The 16,437-nt window shown below is 58.7% G+C and carries 15 protein-coding genes; 6 read left to right on the top strand and 9 right to left on the bottom strand.

The genetic code is table 11. The annotated features are described in order from the left end of the window. Positions 1 to 18: 18 nt before the first annotated feature. Both gph and rpe read right to left on the bottom strand, forming a co-directional pair. A complete protein-coding gene (gene gph, locus RSF91_RS02195) occupies positions 19 to 702 on the bottom strand; it encodes a phosphoglycolate phosphatase (RefSeq protein WP_332566879.1) in 684 nt (227 codons plus the stop codon). A 147-nt stretch (positions 703 to 849) separates the two neighbouring features. After that, complete coding sequence (gene rpe, locus RSF91_RS02190; protein ID WP_099735431.1) at positions 850 to 1,530, bottom strand: ribulose-phosphate 3-epimerase; 681 nt, start codon at positions 1,528 to 1,530, stop codon at positions 850 to 852. A gap of 31 nt (positions 1,531 to 1,561) precedes the next feature. Between rpe and apaG the strand changes: the two genes are divergently transcribed. The 6 genes from apaG (at position 1,562) to RSF91_RS02160 (ending at position 8,087) form a co-directional block, all read left to right on the top strand. After that, positions 1,562 to 1,969 carry a Co2+/Mg2+ efflux protein ApaG gene (apaG, locus tag RSF91_RS02185; protein WP_332566878.1) on the top strand — a complete coding sequence of 136 codons (408 nt, stop codon included), beginning with the start codon at positions 1,562 to 1,564 and terminating at the stop codon, positions 1,967 to 1,969. Positions 1,970 to 1,989: 20 nt separating this feature from the next. Next, on the top strand, positions 1,990 to 3,951 hold the full coding sequence (locus RSF91_RS02180; RefSeq protein ID WP_332566877.1) for a site-specific recombinase: 1,962 nt from the start codon (positions 1,990 to 1,992) through the stop codon (positions 3,949 to 3,951). Positions 3,952 to 4,219: 268 nt separating this feature from the next. Beyond that, positions 4,220 to 5,197, top strand: coding sequence for a thiamine-phosphate kinase (gene thiL, locus RSF91_RS02175; protein WP_332566876.1), 978 nt, complete (start codon positions 4,220 to 4,222; stop codon positions 5,195 to 5,197). Between the two features lie 59 nt (positions 5,198 to 5,256). Next, positions 5,257 to 6,882, top strand: coding sequence for a DUF4139 domain-containing protein (locus tag RSF91_RS02170; RefSeq protein WP_332566875.1), 1,626 nt, complete (start codon positions 5,257 to 5,259; stop codon positions 6,880 to 6,882). Positions 6,883 to 6,981: 99 nt separating this feature from the next. Continuing rightward, the gene (locus RSF91_RS02165; RefSeq protein WP_332566874.1) at positions 6,982 to 7,575 is read left to right on the top strand and encodes a phosphatidylglycerophosphatase A family protein; all 594 of its coding nucleotides are present in this window, start codon (positions 6,982 to 6,984) and stop codon (positions 7,573 to 7,575) included. 23 nt (positions 7,576 to 7,598) lie between these two features. After that, positions 7,599 to 8,087 (top strand): CinA family protein, encoded by a 489-nt coding sequence (locus tag RSF91_RS02160; RefSeq protein ID WP_332566873.1) that lies wholly within the window; start codon positions 7,599 to 7,601, stop codon positions 8,085 to 8,087. Here RSF91_RS02160 and RSF91_RS02155 read toward each other — a convergent pair. From RSF91_RS02155 to RSF91_RS02125, 7 genes are read right to left on the bottom strand one after another with little or no spacing between them, the layout of a single operon-like run. Then, on the bottom strand, positions 8,070 to 9,644 hold the full coding sequence (locus RSF91_RS02155; protein WP_332566872.1) for a pilus assembly protein TadG-related protein: 1,575 nt from the start codon (positions 9,642 to 9,644) through the stop codon (positions 8,070 to 8,072). The genes RSF91_RS02160 and RSF91_RS02155 overlap by 18 nt on opposite strands. Positions 9,645 to 9,667: 23 nt before the next feature. Continuing rightward, positions 9,668 to 10,117 (bottom strand): DUF3613 domain-containing protein, encoded by a 450-nt coding sequence (locus RSF91_RS02150; RefSeq protein WP_332566871.1) that lies wholly within the window; start codon positions 10,115 to 10,117, stop codon positions 9,668 to 9,670. A gap of 30 nt (positions 10,118 to 10,147) precedes the next feature. Next, positions 10,148 to 11,857, bottom strand: a complete 1,710-nt coding sequence (locus RSF91_RS02145; protein ID WP_332566870.1) for a tetratricopeptide repeat protein — start codon at positions 11,855 to 11,857, stop codon at positions 10,148 to 10,150. Further along, a complete protein-coding gene (locus RSF91_RS02140; RefSeq protein ID WP_332566869.1) occupies positions 11,854 to 12,798 on the bottom strand; it encodes a type II secretion system F family protein in 945 nt (314 codons plus the stop codon). The genes RSF91_RS02145 and RSF91_RS02140 overlap by 4 nt, the downstream gene beginning before the upstream one ends. Continuing rightward, on the bottom strand, positions 12,798 to 13,766 hold the full coding sequence (locus tag RSF91_RS02135; protein ID WP_332566868.1) for a type II secretion system F family protein: 969 nt from the start codon (positions 13,764 to 13,766) through the stop codon (positions 12,798 to 12,800). Before RSF91_RS02135 ends, RSF91_RS02140 begins: the two co-directional genes overlap by 1 nt. After that, on the bottom strand, positions 13,759 to 15,081 hold the full coding sequence (locus RSF91_RS02130) for a CpaF family protein (protein WP_332566867.1): 1,323 nt from the start codon (positions 15,079 to 15,081) through the stop codon (positions 13,759 to 13,761). The genes RSF91_RS02135 and RSF91_RS02130 overlap by 8 nt, the downstream gene beginning before the upstream one ends. Next, the gene (locus tag RSF91_RS02125; RefSeq protein ID WP_332566866.1) at positions 15,078 to 16,424 is read right to left on the bottom strand and encodes an AAA family ATPase; all 1,347 of its coding nucleotides are present in this window, start codon (positions 16,422 to 16,424) and stop codon (positions 15,078 to 15,080) included. Before RSF91_RS02125 ends, RSF91_RS02130 begins: the two co-directional genes overlap by 4 nt. Between the last annotated feature and the right edge of the window lie 13 nt (positions 16,425 to 16,437).

Genomic DNA, 16,437 nt, shown 5'->3' with positions numbered 1-16,437 from the left:
GCGGGCAACGCCACAGCATCACGCAGCAAACTGCGCCAAAGAATGTAAGTGCGCCTTGGCAGCCACCGCCGTGATGGGCTCACCATGGTTGTAGCCGTAGGTCATCAGCACCACTGGGCAGCCTGCGGCGTGGGCGGCCTGCGCGTCGTTGCTGGAATCGCCCACCATCAGCGTGCGGGCCGGTTCACTGCCCAATGCCTTGCAGGTTTCGAGCAGCGGCATGGGGTCGGGCTTTTTGCGCGGGAAGGAATCACCACCAAACACGCAGTCAAAAAAACCATCCAGGCCTTTGGCAGCCAGCAGCGGCTGGGCAAAAGACAAAGGCTTGTTAGTCAGGCAGGCCATGCGCAGGCCCATGGATTGAAGCGCCTGCAAACCTTCAAGAACGCCGGGGTAGAGGTCGGCAAACTGGCCGTTGATAGCCAGATAGTGATGTTCGTAGCGCAGCCAGGCCTGCTGGTAAACCGCATCGATATCTGCCACGCCCACATGCGCCAGCACGGAGCGAATCAGGTTCTCGCTGCCCTTGCCCACCATGTTTTCAATGGCTTGCGGCGCAATGGCGGGCAAAGACAGATCGGTCAGCATGCGGTTGAGCGCTTCGGCAAAGTCGCCCAGTGTGTTGACCATGGTGCCGTCGAGATCGACCATGACGGCATCAATATCCAGTGCAGCGGCGGGAGTGGGCAGGTTCAGCTTCATACAACTATCAATTCAATAGCTATAAGCGCAATCAGATAGAGCGCTCACAGCCCAAAAGACTCAAAAAAAGCCTGCATGACGAGACCATGCAGGCTTTGGTTCAAACGACTCCAGCACGGACGCCAAGCCAGAGCCGCTCAGGGCGAGTTAGCCCAAGTTCTTACGCATCTGGTCAATCACGGCCTTGTAATCAGGCTGGTTGAAGATGGCGCTGCCAGCCACAAAGGTGTCGGCACCGGCATCGGCCACAGCGCGGATATTGGCTTCCTTGATACCGCCATCCACTTCCAGGCGAATGTCTTTGCCAGAAGCATCAATCAGCTTGCGGGCCTTTTCAATCTTGCGCAGCGTGCTATCAATAAAGCTTTGACCACCAAAGCCGGGGTTCACACTCATCAGCAAAATCAGGTCGATGTCTTCGATCATCCAGTCCAGCACATCCAGCGACGCGGCGGGATTGAAGGTCAGGCCGGCCTTGCAGCCGTGGGACTTGATGTTTTGCACGCTGCGGTGCACATGCTGCGATGCATCGGGGTGGAAGCTGATGTAGTCAGCGCCAGCCTTGGCAAAGGCGGTGGCCAGATCGTCCACGGGCTGAACCATCAGGTGCACGTCGATGGGCACGGGCTTGCCATCAGCCGTCACGGCGTGCGGCTTCAAAGCCTGACAGATCATGGGGCCGAAAGTCAGATTCGGCACGTAATGGTTGTCCATCACATCGAAGTGAATCCAGTCTGCGCCTGCAGCAATGACATTGCGCACTTCTTCACCCAGGCGGGCAAAGTCGGCAGACAGGATGGAGGGGGCAATACGGTAGGTGGGGCTCATGGTTTGCAATTGTCGCAGTTAACATTGGGCCATGCCAATGCACGAGTTTCTGGTTCAAGTCCAGCCCGCCTATTTGCCCGAGCAGTCCACCCCGGCCGCCGGCGTCTATGTGTTTTCGTACACCATCACCGTGACCAACACGGGTGAGGTGCCCGCGCAGCTGATTGCGCGGCACTGGGTGATCACCAATGAGCTGGGCCATGTCGAAGAGGTCAAGGGCCTGGGCGTGGTGGGGCGCCAGCCGCTGCTGCAGCCCGGCGAGTCGTTTGAGTACAGCAGCGGCTGCCAGCTGCGCACACCCTCGGGAACCATGCGCGGCACGTATCTGTGCGTGAGTCACGAAGGTGAAACCTTTGAGTGCGAGATTCCCCTGTTCGTGCTGCAGATGAACGACTCTGGCGAGCCTATGCCCATGCCCGAAACGCGCGTTCTGCACTAAGACGCGAGAACCGTCACTGCATGAAAAAAAGCACTCTTGACCTGCCCGGCCTGCTCACGTCTCTGGACCCCGACGCAGGCCTTGCACAGCGCCATCTGTGGCTGATTTATCTGGCCGAATGGATACGCGCAGCCGAGCCATCCGTGGATGGCGCTGTCCGGCGTGTAGAAGAGATCGTGGCCGCCTTCGAGGCCGACCCCGAGGCGCTGAATCGCCTGCGCCGCTGGAGCAAGACGCTGGTGGAGACGGTTGACATCACCGCCTTGCTGGCCGACTTTGGCTTTGCGCCGCGCACCGCCATGGCCAGCGAAGTGGTCGAGCGCCTGCGCTACAAGCTGCCCAGCACGCCTGAGACGGTAGATGCCTCAGAGCTGTTCATGCTGGTCTTTCCCGACCGCTTTGATGCCCGCTGGCTGCATGCGCTGGATAGCCAGCTCATGAACCGCATCACGGCGCTGCTGGCCCCGCAGCAGGAAGAAGGCGTCAGCTTCTGGGAGCGCAATCTGCTCGACGCCATCACCTATTGCTCGGGCCAGATTCTCTCCACGGGCTTTGCGCCTGAGCTGCGTCTGCGCATGAGTGAACAAGCGCGCGAGGAAAAGCCATTTCACGCACTGATTCACGACGTGGAAAACCTGCGCGTGGAAGTCATGCTGCCGCTGCGCACCACAGATCGCCGCGATGCCGCTGCCGCACAGTTGCGCGAACGCCTTGAAGCCTGCCGCGCCGCCGTGTCATCGGTGTACTCTTATGTCGAAGCTGAAGGTATTTCCGTAGGCCTGATCTTCAGGCTGCGCCAGGTGCGCGCGCGCATTGTGCGCATTCGCCGCCTGCTGGACTGCCTGCTGTCCAACGACCGCTCGTACGAAACGTCCGAGCTGCTCTCCAACCTCGTCGCTGTGGGCATTGAACGCCGCAGCGTGCGTGCGCTGATGTCCACCAACTCATCGCTGCTGGCCGCCAAAGTGGCCGAGCGCAGCGCAGAAACGGGCGAGCACTACATCACCCGCGACGGTGCCGAGTACCGCAGCATGATGGCCAAGGCCGCAGGTGGCGGCTTTGTGATGGCCTTCACTACGCTGGCCAAGTTTGCGCTGTATGCGCTGGGTCTGTCCGTCTTCTGGTCGGGGATGGCAGCGGGCTTCAACTACGCCATCAGCTTTGTGCTGATCCAGATGCTGCATTTCACGGTGGCCACCAAGCAGCCCGCCATGACAGCGCCAGCCATGGCGGCCAAGCTCAAGGACATCCAGACCGACAGCTCCATTCAGGAGTTTGTTGACGAGGTTGCCCATCTGGTGCGCTCTCAGGTCGCCGCCATTCTGGGCAACGTGCTTATCGTCTTCCCCGCTGCGCTGCTGCTATCTCTTGGCTACGCCTACCTCACAGGCCATCAGGCACTCAGTACCAAGCATGCAGAGCAGGTACTGGATTCGCTGAGCCTGCTCGGTCCATCGGTGCTGTTTGCGGCATTCACGGGCGTGCTGCTGTTCACCAGTAGCCTGATTGCTGGCGGTGCAGAAAACTGGTTTGTGCTGCGCAATATCGACTCGGTCATTCGCTACAACCCAGGCATCACACGCACACTGGGCACGGCGCGTGCAGACCGCTGGGCGACTTTTTTGCGCAAGAACATCTCCAGCCTCGCATCCAATATCTCGCTGGGCTTCATGCTGGGACTGGTGCCCGCATTTACGGCCTTCTTTGGCCTGGGCATGGAAGTGCGACACGTCACCCTGTCCACAGGCCAGATCGGCGTCGCCGCTGCATCGCTAGGCTGGGAAGTGCTGCACGACGACCTGCTGTGGTGGGCCGTGGCCATGCTGCCCTTCAACGCGGCGTTGAATGTGGGCGTGAGCTTTTACATGGCTTTCCGCGTGGCGCTGCGTGCCCACAACGTCAGCGGTGTGGACCGCTCGCGCATCTACAAAGCCATACGCCAGCGCATGTGGCGCAAGCCATGGAGCTTTTTCTGGCCATGAGTCCAAAGAGCAGTCCCAAAATGTGAGCTTCAATACTGCTGGATCTGGCTTTCTCATGCTCTGAGAACTTGTTCTACTGTTTTGCAGCCATGCACAGGCCAATATCGCCCTTCAGTCACCCAGTCTCATGGCTGCGAAGTGTTCGATTTCAGCGGCTTTCCGACCATCCTCCATGTCACGGTCACGCACGCCGAGGCACTGGAACAGTTTTAACCACGGCCGTTGACCAGCGGCCCAACGCGCCGCCTTTGAAGCGGCCAGTGATTTCATGGGTGAATTTGATCTGATCCGCCGCTACTTCCAGCGGCCCGTGCGCCGCGCTGCTTTAGGCGTGGGTGACGACTGCGCGCTGCTGGCCCCGGCCCCCGGCATGCAGCTGGCCATCTCCAGCGACATGCTGGTCGAAGGCCGCCACTTCTTCCCCAACGTCAATCCGCGCCTGCTGGGCCACAAGGCGCTGGCCGTCAACCTCAGCGATCTGGCAGCCAGCGGTGCCAAGCCACTCGCCTTCACCCTCGCCCTGTCGCTGCCCAGCGCTGATGAGGCATGGATCAGCGAATTTGCGGGAGGCCTACTAGCGCTGGCCGACGCGCACGACTGCGAGCTGATCGGCGGCGACACCACCGGCGGCCCGCTCAATATCTGCATCACCGTGTTTGGCGAAGTACCGCCCGGCCAAGCCCTGCTGCGCAGCGGCGCCAAGGCTGGCGATGAAATCTGGGTCAGCGGCCACCTGGGCGATGCGCGACTTGCGCTGGAAGCCCTGCAGGGCCATATCCAGCTGCCAGCCGCCTTGCTTGCACAGACCCGCCAGCGACTGGAAAGCCCCGCACCACGCGTCGCCCTAGGCCTTGCCCTGCGCGGCATTGCCAGCAGCGCGCTGGATGTGAGCGATGGCCTGCTGGGCGACCTCGGTCATATCCTTGAACTGTCGCAAGTCGGTGCCACAGTAGATAGCCGCCTTACTACGCCTTTGATAGCTGCCAGCGCTTATCCGCAAAGCGCTACATGGCAATTTGGCTTGAATCTTCAGCAGCAATGCACGCTGGCCGGTGGCGACGATTACGAGCTGTGCTTTACCGCCCCGGCCGCCCGTCATGCCGATGTGCTGGCCGCCGGTGCCGCCAGCGCCACACCCGTGACCTGCATAGGCCGCATTGATGCCGAATCAGGCCTGCGCGTTATCGGCGCTGATGGCGCTTTGCTGGCCAGCCAATGGAAGTCTTTCGACCACTTTGGCAGCTAAGCGCTGTGCGCGCACTCGGTTAAGCTCAAACCCTGTTCACTGAAAACGAGAGCTGCCTCATGCGTTCACGCCATCTGCTGCCTGTCTACTTTGCCGGCCTTGCTGCCGCCCTGCCTGCATTGAATGCGCAGGCTGCGGATGGTGCCAGCCTCAGCGTCTCTGGCAGCCGCGCGCCGATTACTGAGGTCACCCTCTACCCCGGCATTGCCGCCGTGCAACGCGAGACCCGTATTGAAGCGCAGACCCGTCAACTGAGCTTTGAATGCCTGCCCGCCAGTGTGGACACGCAAAGCCTGCAGATCAGCGGCGACGAAGGCGTGCGCGTGGGTGAGATCAAGGTGCTGATGCAGGCCCGCCAGATGGCGGCCAAAGATTGCACCAGTCCCCTCGATCAGCAGATTCGCACGCTGGAAGATCAGCTCGCCAGCATCGAAGCCGATGAAAACGCCGCCAAGCTGGTAGGCGACTTTCTGCAGGGCGTGAGCAAACCCAGCGACGAAGCCCGAGTTACGCCCACGCAGATTGCGAGCACCAGTCAGGTCCTGCGCCAAAGCAGCCGCGACAACAGCATGCGCGCCCATCAGGTTCTGCGGCAAAAGCAAGACCTGATGGCGCAATTGCAGCCGCTGCGCCAGGAACGCGACCGCACCGGTGGTCAGCAGTCACAGGTCATGAAAATCACCGTACAACTGGCCAGCCCCCGCGCAGCCAATGTGCGACTGAGCTATCAAGTACGCGGCCCAAGCTGGCAGCCCACCTACCGTGCCCAGCTGAACACCGTCAAAAATCAGGTACAGCTTGAACGGCAGGCTCTGGTCGTGCAGGCCAGCGGCGAGGACTGGAGCAATGTGCGCCTGCGTCTTTCCACAGGCCAGCCCACACGCAACACACAAGGCGCCATGCCACGCCCTTGGGTGGTCGATGTCATCCAGCCCATCGCCCCCGCAGCGCCTGCTCCTGCGCCAGCACCCGTCATGATGGCCCGCGCCAGCGCCAGAATGACCGCCGAAGTCGCTGCCGCGCCGGCTCTTCCTGATTTGGATGTCTCCAGCATCAATACGGCATACAGCACGCAGTTTGTCGTGCCCTACAAGATCACCGTTCCATCCAGCGCCGAGCGCACCACGCTCTCGCTGGGGCAGGAAAACCTGGCCACCAACCTGCTCACCCGCACGGCCCCTGCCGTGGAAGAGGCTGCCTACCTGATCGCCACGCTGCAGGCACCGCAAGGTATCTGGCCCGCAGGCCCTGTCACCCTGTTCCGCGACGATGCACTGGTCGGTAATGGGCGGCTGGACTTTGGCAACGCCCAGGCACTGGCACAGGGCCTGTCTTTTGGCCGCGATGAAAAAGTGATAGTGCGCCGCCTGCCCGCACAGAGTAATACCGGCAGCAGTGGCTGGGCCAGCAGCAAGACCGAACGCACTGTGGTGCGCAGCTACGCCGTAGAAAACCGCCACGACCAGCCCATTTCGCTGCAGGTGCTGGACACGGCTCCCATCTCTGGCAATGAGCAGATCAAGGTGCAATCGCAATACGCACCTCAGCCCACCAGCACCCGATGGAATGCACAAAACGGCATGATTTCCTGGGAACAGAACCTTGCCGCACGCAGCACAGCGCAATTTCAAGCCACCCACGAGATTCGCTTCCCCGAAAACCTGCCCGTCAGTGGCCTTCAGTAAAAGCGATTGAACGCACCTTGCCCGCGAAAAGGGCAAGGCTTGGCGACGCCCTGACCAGGTGAGAATTGGCAGAGCCAAGGCCACGCGTATCATCAAGTCATGACCGATGAACCCTCAAATATCGCTGAAGCGCAGTCAGATAGAGCGCAAGCAGCTATCAATAACAAAGCAAACGCTGAGATGGGAACTGCGCCCATCGCTCACCCCTCGGTCAGCTTCATGCTGCAGCACCCGGCCCACATGATTGCGCTGGGCTTTGGCTCAGGCCTGCCCCGCATAGCACCCGGCACCTTCGGCACGCTATGGGCCTGGCTGGCCTACCTGGTACTGGCGCAGTCGCTGGATAAAACACAGATCGGCTGGGTGATTGCCGCCAGCATCCCCGTGGGCTGGTGGGCCTGCACCGTCACCGCCCAGCACATGCGCGTGGCCGACCCCGGCCATATCGTCTGGGATGAAGTCGTCGCCATGTGGATCATTCTGTGGCTGTGCACCCCTCTGGGCTTCTGGGGCCAGTTCGTCTGCTTTGCACTGTTCCGCTTCTTCGATGCCGTCAAACCTCAGCCCGTCAAATGGGCCGACCGCCTGTTCAAAGGCTTCGGCCCGCGCGGCGGCTGGGGAATCATGTGGGATGACCTGGTCGCTGCTTTTTGTACGCTACTTGTGATCGCGCTCTGGCGACATTTCTTCTAAGTAAATCAGCGATGGAGAAGACAATGAGCGAACAAGAAACCAGCATTGAAGAGCTGGTTCAACAACTGGCAGCCAAGCTGACCGAAAAAGGCTGGATGCTGGCCACCGCCGAAAGCTGCACCGGCGGCATGATCGCCGCCGCCTGCACCGACCTCGCAGGCTCCAGCCAATGGTTTGACCGCGGCTTTGTGACCTACTCCAACGAAGCCAAGACCGAGATGCTGGGCGTGCCCGCCGAGCTGATCGCCAAACACGGCGCCGTCAGCGAAGAAGTTGTGCGCGCCATGGCCGAAGGCGCGATTCGCCACTCACGCGCTCAAGTCAGTATTGCGGTGACGGGGATTGCAGGGCCGGGAGGTGGCTCTGTGGAGAAGCCTGTGGGGACGGTTTGGGTGGGGTGGTGTGCAGGCAACTCCCTGCGAACACAACAACTACACCTAAAAGGACCTCGAAACATCGTGCGGCATAGCACTTTAGAGATCGCAATCATCAATTTAATAAACCAAGTCTGAATCGTATCCACAATCCAATTGACCAGCCAACTCAGCTACGGCCAAATTTATACCCAATACCCCAAACAAAAGATTCAATATTTGATCTAATAAATAAGATATTGGTTTAAGCAGAAAATCAATTGGAAAAACCAGCTGATTCGTCAGAGACTCCACTACTCTAAGTGACGACATTTTTTTCCAATAATTTTTGTACTTATCCAAAAAAATGTCATCTTTTGTTGAAAGCGCAGGATTAAACGGAGACAAATTCTCCATGTATTCATATTTTGGGGGTCTTATTGTAGGAATGGGCTTTGATCCAAATAAGCTAACACCCAAATATAAATCCAAGAGAGACGTTTTAGCCATTACATTTAATTGTTTACCACCCACATCACAAATAGCCTTGGTGACCTCTGCATAACCTCCGGCCCCTGCAACAGAAAGATCCACCTCAGCCACAGGAATACCTAACAAAGAAAGAACCTTTACATTCAATAGAACTTTAATTTGCGATGTTTTAATCCATACTTTCTCCTTCATTGGATCTCCAATTTTCCATTGAGGTGGCTCAATGAGTTTTATTGTTAAATTTGCATTTAATAGATTTAACAAGTCCAACAAAGGAATATCTATTGGCACATTAATTTCAGCGGCCGATTTTCCATTAGCCACAGATCCAATAACCTGAACCAAATCCAGAACATTAACCAACGCATTCAATGCTGATTGTTTTGCTGGCGTTTGTAAATTCAACAGTTCACCAATCGTCAAACCTCCTAGGGACGCACCTATCTTAGACTTAATGACCGCAAGGGCATCCGCCGCAAGACCTAGAGTTTTATCCTTCGAGACCACATCAGCCATAACACCAAGTAAAACGCCAGCATCAGCTTTTGTATTTAGCAACGCATCATAATCACCGACATTGACGCCAAGCTTTACAGCCAAAGCATCTAAATAGCTTAAAAGACTTATATTAGCTCCAAGAAGTCCTTGCCAGCTAGCCACCTCCAAATCAATATTTCCACCTAAAATCTTACCAACCAATGCATTTAATATTTTAGATTGCTGAGTGTTTAGAGTGAGTAATTTCGATCTAATATTTAACCTCGCCATTCGCGCACTATTTTGCCTAGCTGTGGCAACAGCCTCAATCAAACGAGCATTTTCCCCTGTCGCACCAAAAATGAAAAAAAATGGAATATTTTTTGTCACATTTACTCGGCATGCATTAAAAGGGATTTTCCCCTCTGAAAATAGAGAGTAAGAATCGCTGCCACTACGAACCCAAAATCCAGGCTTAGAATTTATCGCTCCTTCATACCCATTCAAAATTGCATTTTGTTTAGACTGCAGTTCGCAAGACTGTTGATCCAAATCACCAGCAGCCCCCGCCAGCGCCGCCAAATCCGCAATCTTCTGCAACTCGCGCTTTTGCCAGAACACATTACCGATATCAATGGTTGCTAGGCAGATCACGGCGATCATCAGCCATAGCGCGCCCAGCATCGCCACCGCGCCGGATTGCCGACGGGTGCGCGCTCGGTGAAGACCTGCTCCGGAAGACTGCATGCAGAAGCCCTTATTGCTGCCGTTTACTTGCCACCGCCAGATTTGCTGCCCACTTGCGAGTCCGAGCTTTCAGGAATCTTGTGGGTGAAGCTTTCGAGGTAGCGCGTATAGGTACGCTGCGCCACATCGCTGGTCACAGGGTAGGAATTACGCGATGCGTACTGGCCGCCCGCCTGTAGTGCCAGCAAATAGTTGGTGGCATCACCCACGCGGTTGGTAGCTGGCGGATTCAGCGATGTGTTGCTTGGCGACTGAGTCACCGCAGACTGTGCAGCGGCCGTTGGCGCTGCTGCCGGAGCTGGAGTTGCTGATACTGGAGCAACGCTTCTGGGCGCGCTCATATTGGTCACGCCGCTGCTACTGCCTGTGCTGGTATTAGCCTGTTGTGCAAGGGCCGCCGAAGCCATACCCGCCGTCATTGCAACCAGGGTGAATGCACGAGCCAGCGTGAGGGACGGAGTCTGGATGTTCATAAGGTTTCCTTTGAGGTTCACGCAATCGGATCAGGGCCACACACGCTCTGACGCGGCAGTCTTGCCAGAAGAGGCTGGCTGGCTGCTGGCATCGACATCCGGGGTTTCAAAAAACAATCCTCCAGACGATGTGCGACGCGGCAACATGGCTTGTACCGTCTGCTTGCTGCCACTGGCCGGATTGGCCTGACGAACGACAGCAGGGCTGGCGACAGCCATGACGACGGTGCCGTCTTGCAGCGATCGCGCAGGCCCTGCAGGCTGGCGTGGCACTGCGGACTGGCTTGCGGGCGGAGTTGCAGCCTCTGAACCCAGCACCGGCGGCTGAGGCTCAGGTAGTTTCTGCACGGCTGCGGGGGCCACTGTTGCTACAGATGCAGGAGCTACCGGCGCTTTCTGCACGCTCGCAGGGGCCAGAGAAGGCTTCACAGGTTCTTGTACCGCGACCACAGCTTGGCGGGCAACTGGCACCGCGGGCGTTGGCTCGACTGGCGCACGCGTTGCAGCCACCTCTGCGGCGGGAGGCACAACCGCTACCGCTGCAGGAATATGAGCAACCGGATCCGCCTGGGCGGGCACTGGCGTTGCATAGGCATAGGTTTGCGAAGCCGCAGGCATAAACTGGCCGGGGTAGCGCGGGCGCGCTGAATCGAAGCTGCTGCCGGACACCATCCACTGCCCGCCACCGGGCGCACGTGCCACGCTTTGCGGCAGCATGGGCTGCGCTGCGGGCAAAGGCAGCTCGGCTACGGCAGCAGGCGCAGTGACAGACGTTGCAACCGATGCAGATGCTGGTGGCTGGGCCGCAGCCATTACCGGAGCCTTTGCAACCTCAGGCTCCGGCAGGGATTTTTTTGCGGCGGGCACCTCCTGTACTTTTGCAGGCTCTGGCACAGCAGCAGGTGCTGTGGTTTTAGCCACTGCTTCTGCAGGCCGAGTCACTTCAGGACGCGAGAGGTTGACGACCTTGCCGGTGGCCTGCGTCGCAGAGTCTGACGCGGCTTGAGCCGCAGCCTGCTTGGCGCCTTGCAGCCATTCGCTGGCTTGCTCCTTCACGGCCTGCTGGGTCTGCGCATCCAGCTTGCGCTGGCGCATGAATTCTTCGGCCTGAGCGGCCTGGCCGCTGACCATCATGAACAGGCTCAGGTTGACATTGGCCTGCGCATCCTCGGGGTTGAGCTGCGCAGCCTGCATGAGGGGAATGCGCGCCGCATTCAGGTCACGCGCACGCAGATAGGCATAGCCCAGATCGGTGAGCAACTGCGAATCCACCGGGTTACTCATGCGCGCCTGCTCCATCTGCTGCGCGGCATTGCGAAAGTCGCCTTTCTCGGCCGCAATGCGGCCAAGGCCATAGCGTGCAGCGCCGTCCTTGGCACTGCCCAGCAAGCTTTGGTAGATAGACGCCGCCGCACTGAGCTGGCCCACCTGTCGCAACGCATCTGCACGCATCAATCGCGAATCGCTGGAAGCGCCCCATTGCTTGTCCAGCGCATCCAGGTGAGCGATGGATGCATACCAGAGCGACTTGGCCTGCATCTGCTTGACCAGCGAGAGGTAGGTCTCCTGCGTGTTGACCACGGGTTCTTTTTCCAGCGGAATCTCTGCAGCCGCTTTGGCTGCGGGCGAGAGCACTGGCTGGTTCTGACCTAACAGACTGCCCATGCTGGAGCAGCCTGCCAGCATGGATACGGCGACCGCAGCCAGCGGCAGCATCAGATATTGGTTTTTTCTTCTCATTTTGTCATCCCTCCCAGCGCACGGATCACGGCCAGAAAGCCGGGTCCCGCTGTAATAATGATCAGGGCCGGAAGCAGCGTCACCACCATGACGCACGTCATCTTGACCGAGATCTTTCCAATCAACTCTTTCATCTTGGCCTTGCGCTGTTCGCGCAAGCGCTCGCCAAAAACGCGCAGCGGCTCTTGCACCGCACCGCCGTATTTATCGATCTGGGCCATCAGCGAAGTCAGATTGGCCAGGTTTTCGTTTTGATAAACCTCGCTCATGCGACCAAAAGAGCGCTCACGCGTACTACCCCGGCTGTACTGCTGGTTAGCCAGCATCACCTCTCGCGAAAGCACGGGCATGACGTTGCCAAAGTCCGAGCCAATGACCTGCAGCGTCTGATCCAGACTCATACCCGTGCCCTGCAGCAAGCCCAGCAAATCCACCAGCAGCGGCAGCTCGCGCGCCACACTGGCTCGGCGGCGGCTAGCCACGCTGCGCAGCACCCATTTAGGAATCAGAAATCCTACGGTGAACGCTGCAAAAAGAGAAAGCAGAAAATGTTTGCTGCCCGAGAAAACAAAGGCACAAAGCAGTGGAAGCATCACAGCACATACGCTGCGCGCTATCAAATACTGCAACTGCTCACGAGTAGAGCCCCAGCCACATCGGCCCAGCAAGATACGGTCTTCTTCTGCCACAAGCGCCTTACCAAACGTGGTGTTCAGCCAGTGCTCTGGCAAGGCTTCCCCGCCATTAAGAGAATTCAGAATATTCGCCGGTTTACCGGGCGCAGCAGGTGCCGTCACACCGCTGCGATTGAGCGCATCCATCACCACCTTGCTGCTGCGCTCACGCCGCTGATGCGTATAGGCAATTGCACCCGCAGCAATCAAGGCAGCCAGTGCCAGAAAGGCCACGCTCAGCATTAAAAGAAGGCGCGAATTCTCCATTACTCAGCCCCCTCATCCAACTTGGCCAGGCGGTAGAGCAGCATCACACCAATCACCTGCAGCGCCGCAGCAGCCCAGATGATGTTGCGACCACTGGCGTCGTTCCACATCTTCAAAAAATAGCCTGCATTGAAGGAAATAATCAACCCGCACACCGCTACGGGCAACAGGCTCAGCACCCATGCAGACATGCGCGTTTCCGCCGTCATGGCAGACAAATCCTGTTCGGCTTGTTCACGGTCGCGCATGAAGTTGGCGACACGTTCCAGCAGCAGATCCACCCGGCCGCCATATCGCACGCTGATACGCAAGATGGCCGCCAGCAAATGCAGCTCATCGAGCCGCGTCTGGCGCGCCACATGGGCCACGGCGTTTTCAAGATCCATGCCCGCACGGGCCAGGCTAGCTGCTTTTTCCATCACGGACTGCAGAGGATCTTTGGTTGTTGCCGCCGCCATCTGGAATGCGGCTTGAATGGAATTACCAATCGTCACCAGCCGCACCGTGTTGTCCAGAAACCCCGGCAACTGGCGCGTGAGCCGGGAACGGTACTTCTGCGCACGCGAGTACAGAAAAAAGAAGAAGGCGATACCCAGCACCACCACTCCGGCGCTGGCAGCCAGCCAGCCAGCGGTAAAACCGACGACCAGAAACGTCGCAAGAATTAGCGCCAGCCCGCCATAGAACAGCTTGGCACTGACCGTCCCAATCAAGATAGCAGGAACAGGCCAGCCCGCCTTTTTATCTTTGGCCAACAGAGCATCAGCCACCGAGTTATCAAAGGCTGAGGCACTGGCATCTCTGGCCGCAAAACCTGCCGCAGCGGCTGCGCTTTTTTCAAGGCTTTGCGCAAGATGCTGCGCCATCTGGCGCGTCTTCTGCTTCCGACTGGCAAACAGCCACAGCACCACCGCCGCCGCCGCTATCAGCAGTGCAAGACTTAGCAGCAAGAAGGCGTTGCTAGCCATGGCGCATCCCTGCGTTATTGCCCGCGTGCTGCAGCACCGCCCTGAAGCGTGCCAGCTTGGGCGTATGCGGCACCATGCCCAAGGTGGTCCAGCGCTCTTGGTCTTCACCCTCAGGCTGGGGCAGCAGCTCGTGTCGATAAAGCTCCTGCGTCGCAATCACGCTGTCGGTGATGCCGGTGACTTCAGTAATCGACGTGATGCGCCGCTTGCCGTTAGGCAGGCGACTGATCTGCACAATAAAGTCGAGTGCATTGGATATCTGGCGGCGCAGGCTGACTTCGCTGCCCTGAAAGCCCGCAAAGCCCGCCAGCATTTCCATACGGTGCAGGCATTCACGCGGCGAGCTGGCGTGAATCGTGGCCATAGATCCATCGTGACCCGTGTTCATGGCCTGCAGCATTTCCAGCACTTCAGCACCACGCACCTCGCCCACCACAATGCGGTCAGGGCGCATGCGCAGGCTGTTGCGCAGCAGGTCGCGAATGGAGACAACGCCCGCACCTTCAAAGCCACCGGGGCGGCTTTCCATGCGCACCACATGCGGGTGCGGCAGCGTCAGCTCAGCCGTGTCTTCAATGGTCACCACGCGCTCATTGGCCGGGATAAAACCGGCAATCGCGTTGAGCATGGAGGTCTTGCCGCAGCTCGTCCCCCCACTGATCAGAATGTTGCAGCGCTCGCGCACGGCCAGCTCCAGCAGGCGGGCCATGCCTTCATCCAGGGTGCCGAAATTGACCAGATCCTGCACCAGCAAAGGATCATTACGGAACTTGCGAATAGAGACCGCAGGGCCATCCAGCGACAGCGGCTCGATCACCACATTGATACGCCCACCGTCGGGCAGGCGCGCATCGACCATGGGAGTGGATTCATCCAGGCGGCGACCCAGCGGCGAAATAATGCGGCGCACAATACGCAGCACATGGGCGTTGTCGGTGAAGTGCAGAGTCTCCTGCTGCAGCACGCCTTTGCGCGATACAAAGACATTTTTGTAGCCGTTGATCAGAATGTCTTCGACCTCGGGGTCGGCCATCAGATCATCCAATGGCCCAAGGCCAGACAGCTCTTTGTTCAGGGCCTGCCCAATCCACTGCACTTCCTCGTCGTTGACGGGAAAGCGCTGCTGGCGCACAAACTGCTCCAACTCTTGGTGCACAAACTGGCGCACCCGACTGGTCGACCATTTGGCAAAAACAGCACCCAGCTCTTCCACACGCGTCAGCAGGTGCTCATGTGCGACGTTCTTGATCAGCAGCAGCTGTTTGGAGTCCGAAAAATTGCTGTTCTTTTCGGCGAAAACGATATCCATGCTCATTCGCCTCTCCTCAAACGCTTTGCCCATTGCCCCAAAATGCTTGATGCTGGCGGCGCCATCGCTTTGTCACCCGCCATAGCATCGCCCAGCAAGGTGCGCGCCATGCTCCGTATGCCAGTCACGTAGGGGTCGCCTCTCAAGGTTTGCGACAGCAGTTGCCCGCAGCTGGCGGCATTCAGCAGCACGGTGGCGCGGTCGGGCACCACATGCAGCAGATCAAGCCCCAGGCGCTGCGCCACTTCTCTTGCTGGCAGGCCGGCTTGCGCATTAAAGCGATTGAGCACCAGCTTGAGCGTGCTGCGATCCACACCCTTGGCATCCAGCTCCTTGAGCAGCTGCGCCGTAGAAACAATGCCGCCCAGCGACTGATCGCACACCACCCAGCCCTGCCCGCTTTCGCGCAGCACGGGGGCGAGAAAGTCGGCCTGCATCATTCCTCCCAGGTCAATCACCTGAGCCTTGAGTAAGCCCTTGAGCGTGCTGACCACACTGGCAGCAGCAGAAGGACTGACATCGCGCAGCTTTCCCAGATCAGAAGGCCAGGCAAGAGTGGCCGTACCCGTGGAGTGTTTGGAAAAGGCGGAATCAATCAGCGTCGAGTCCAGACGGCGGATGTTTTGCACCGCATCCACAAAACTGAAGTCACCCGCCACGCTCAAATACAGCAAGCCATCGCGTGCAGGCAAACCCAGATCGAGCAGCGCTGCATGCGCAGCCTCATCTTGCGGCAGCTGGCTGGCACCAAAAGGTCTTGCGACCTGCTTTCGGCGCGTTTCGCCGCGCACATCGTGGGCCTGCATTTCCTGCAGCATCACCGCAAGATGTGTGGCCAGCGTGGTAACGCCCATGCCCACGCGCGCACCCAGCAAAGGCAGCGCAAAGCCTTGAGTCTCTGGCTCCAGCACCAAAGCCGCTGCTACAGGTAACTGGGCGCGGGCTTGAAGCTGCTGTTTGATAACAATGCTGGCCTCGCCTTCCGTCGCCTCCCAGTCAATAAATTCAGCCACCCCGCAGCGCAAGGCCGCACGCATGGAGCTCGGCTCTGCTGCCGCACCTGCGCCCATGATGACGACGCCAGGACAAGTGCTGCGCAGCTCGCTCACCAGACTCACCGCAGCGTCCGTCATCGGCGAAGAGAAGTCCACCACGACAACTCCCATGCCGGGGGCAGAGACCGTCGATTGCAGCAACGCGATTTCGTTGACTACGGGAATCACTTCAGCGTCGTTACCCAAAGCGCCAGCCAACCAGAAGGCATGTGCTGTCGATTGCGTCACCAGCACTACACGCGCATTGCCAGCGCCTGAAGCGGGCTGTGCGTTGTTGAGGTAGGAGGAGTCCATGCGCATATTCATG

It is taken from the genome of Comamonas sp. (assembly GCF_036643215.1).
In the GTDB taxonomy this organism is placed as follows: Bacteria; Pseudomonadota; Gammaproteobacteria; order Burkholderiales; family Burkholderiaceae_C; genus Comamonas.
This window is presented reverse-complemented; position numbering and strand designations above follow the sequence as displayed.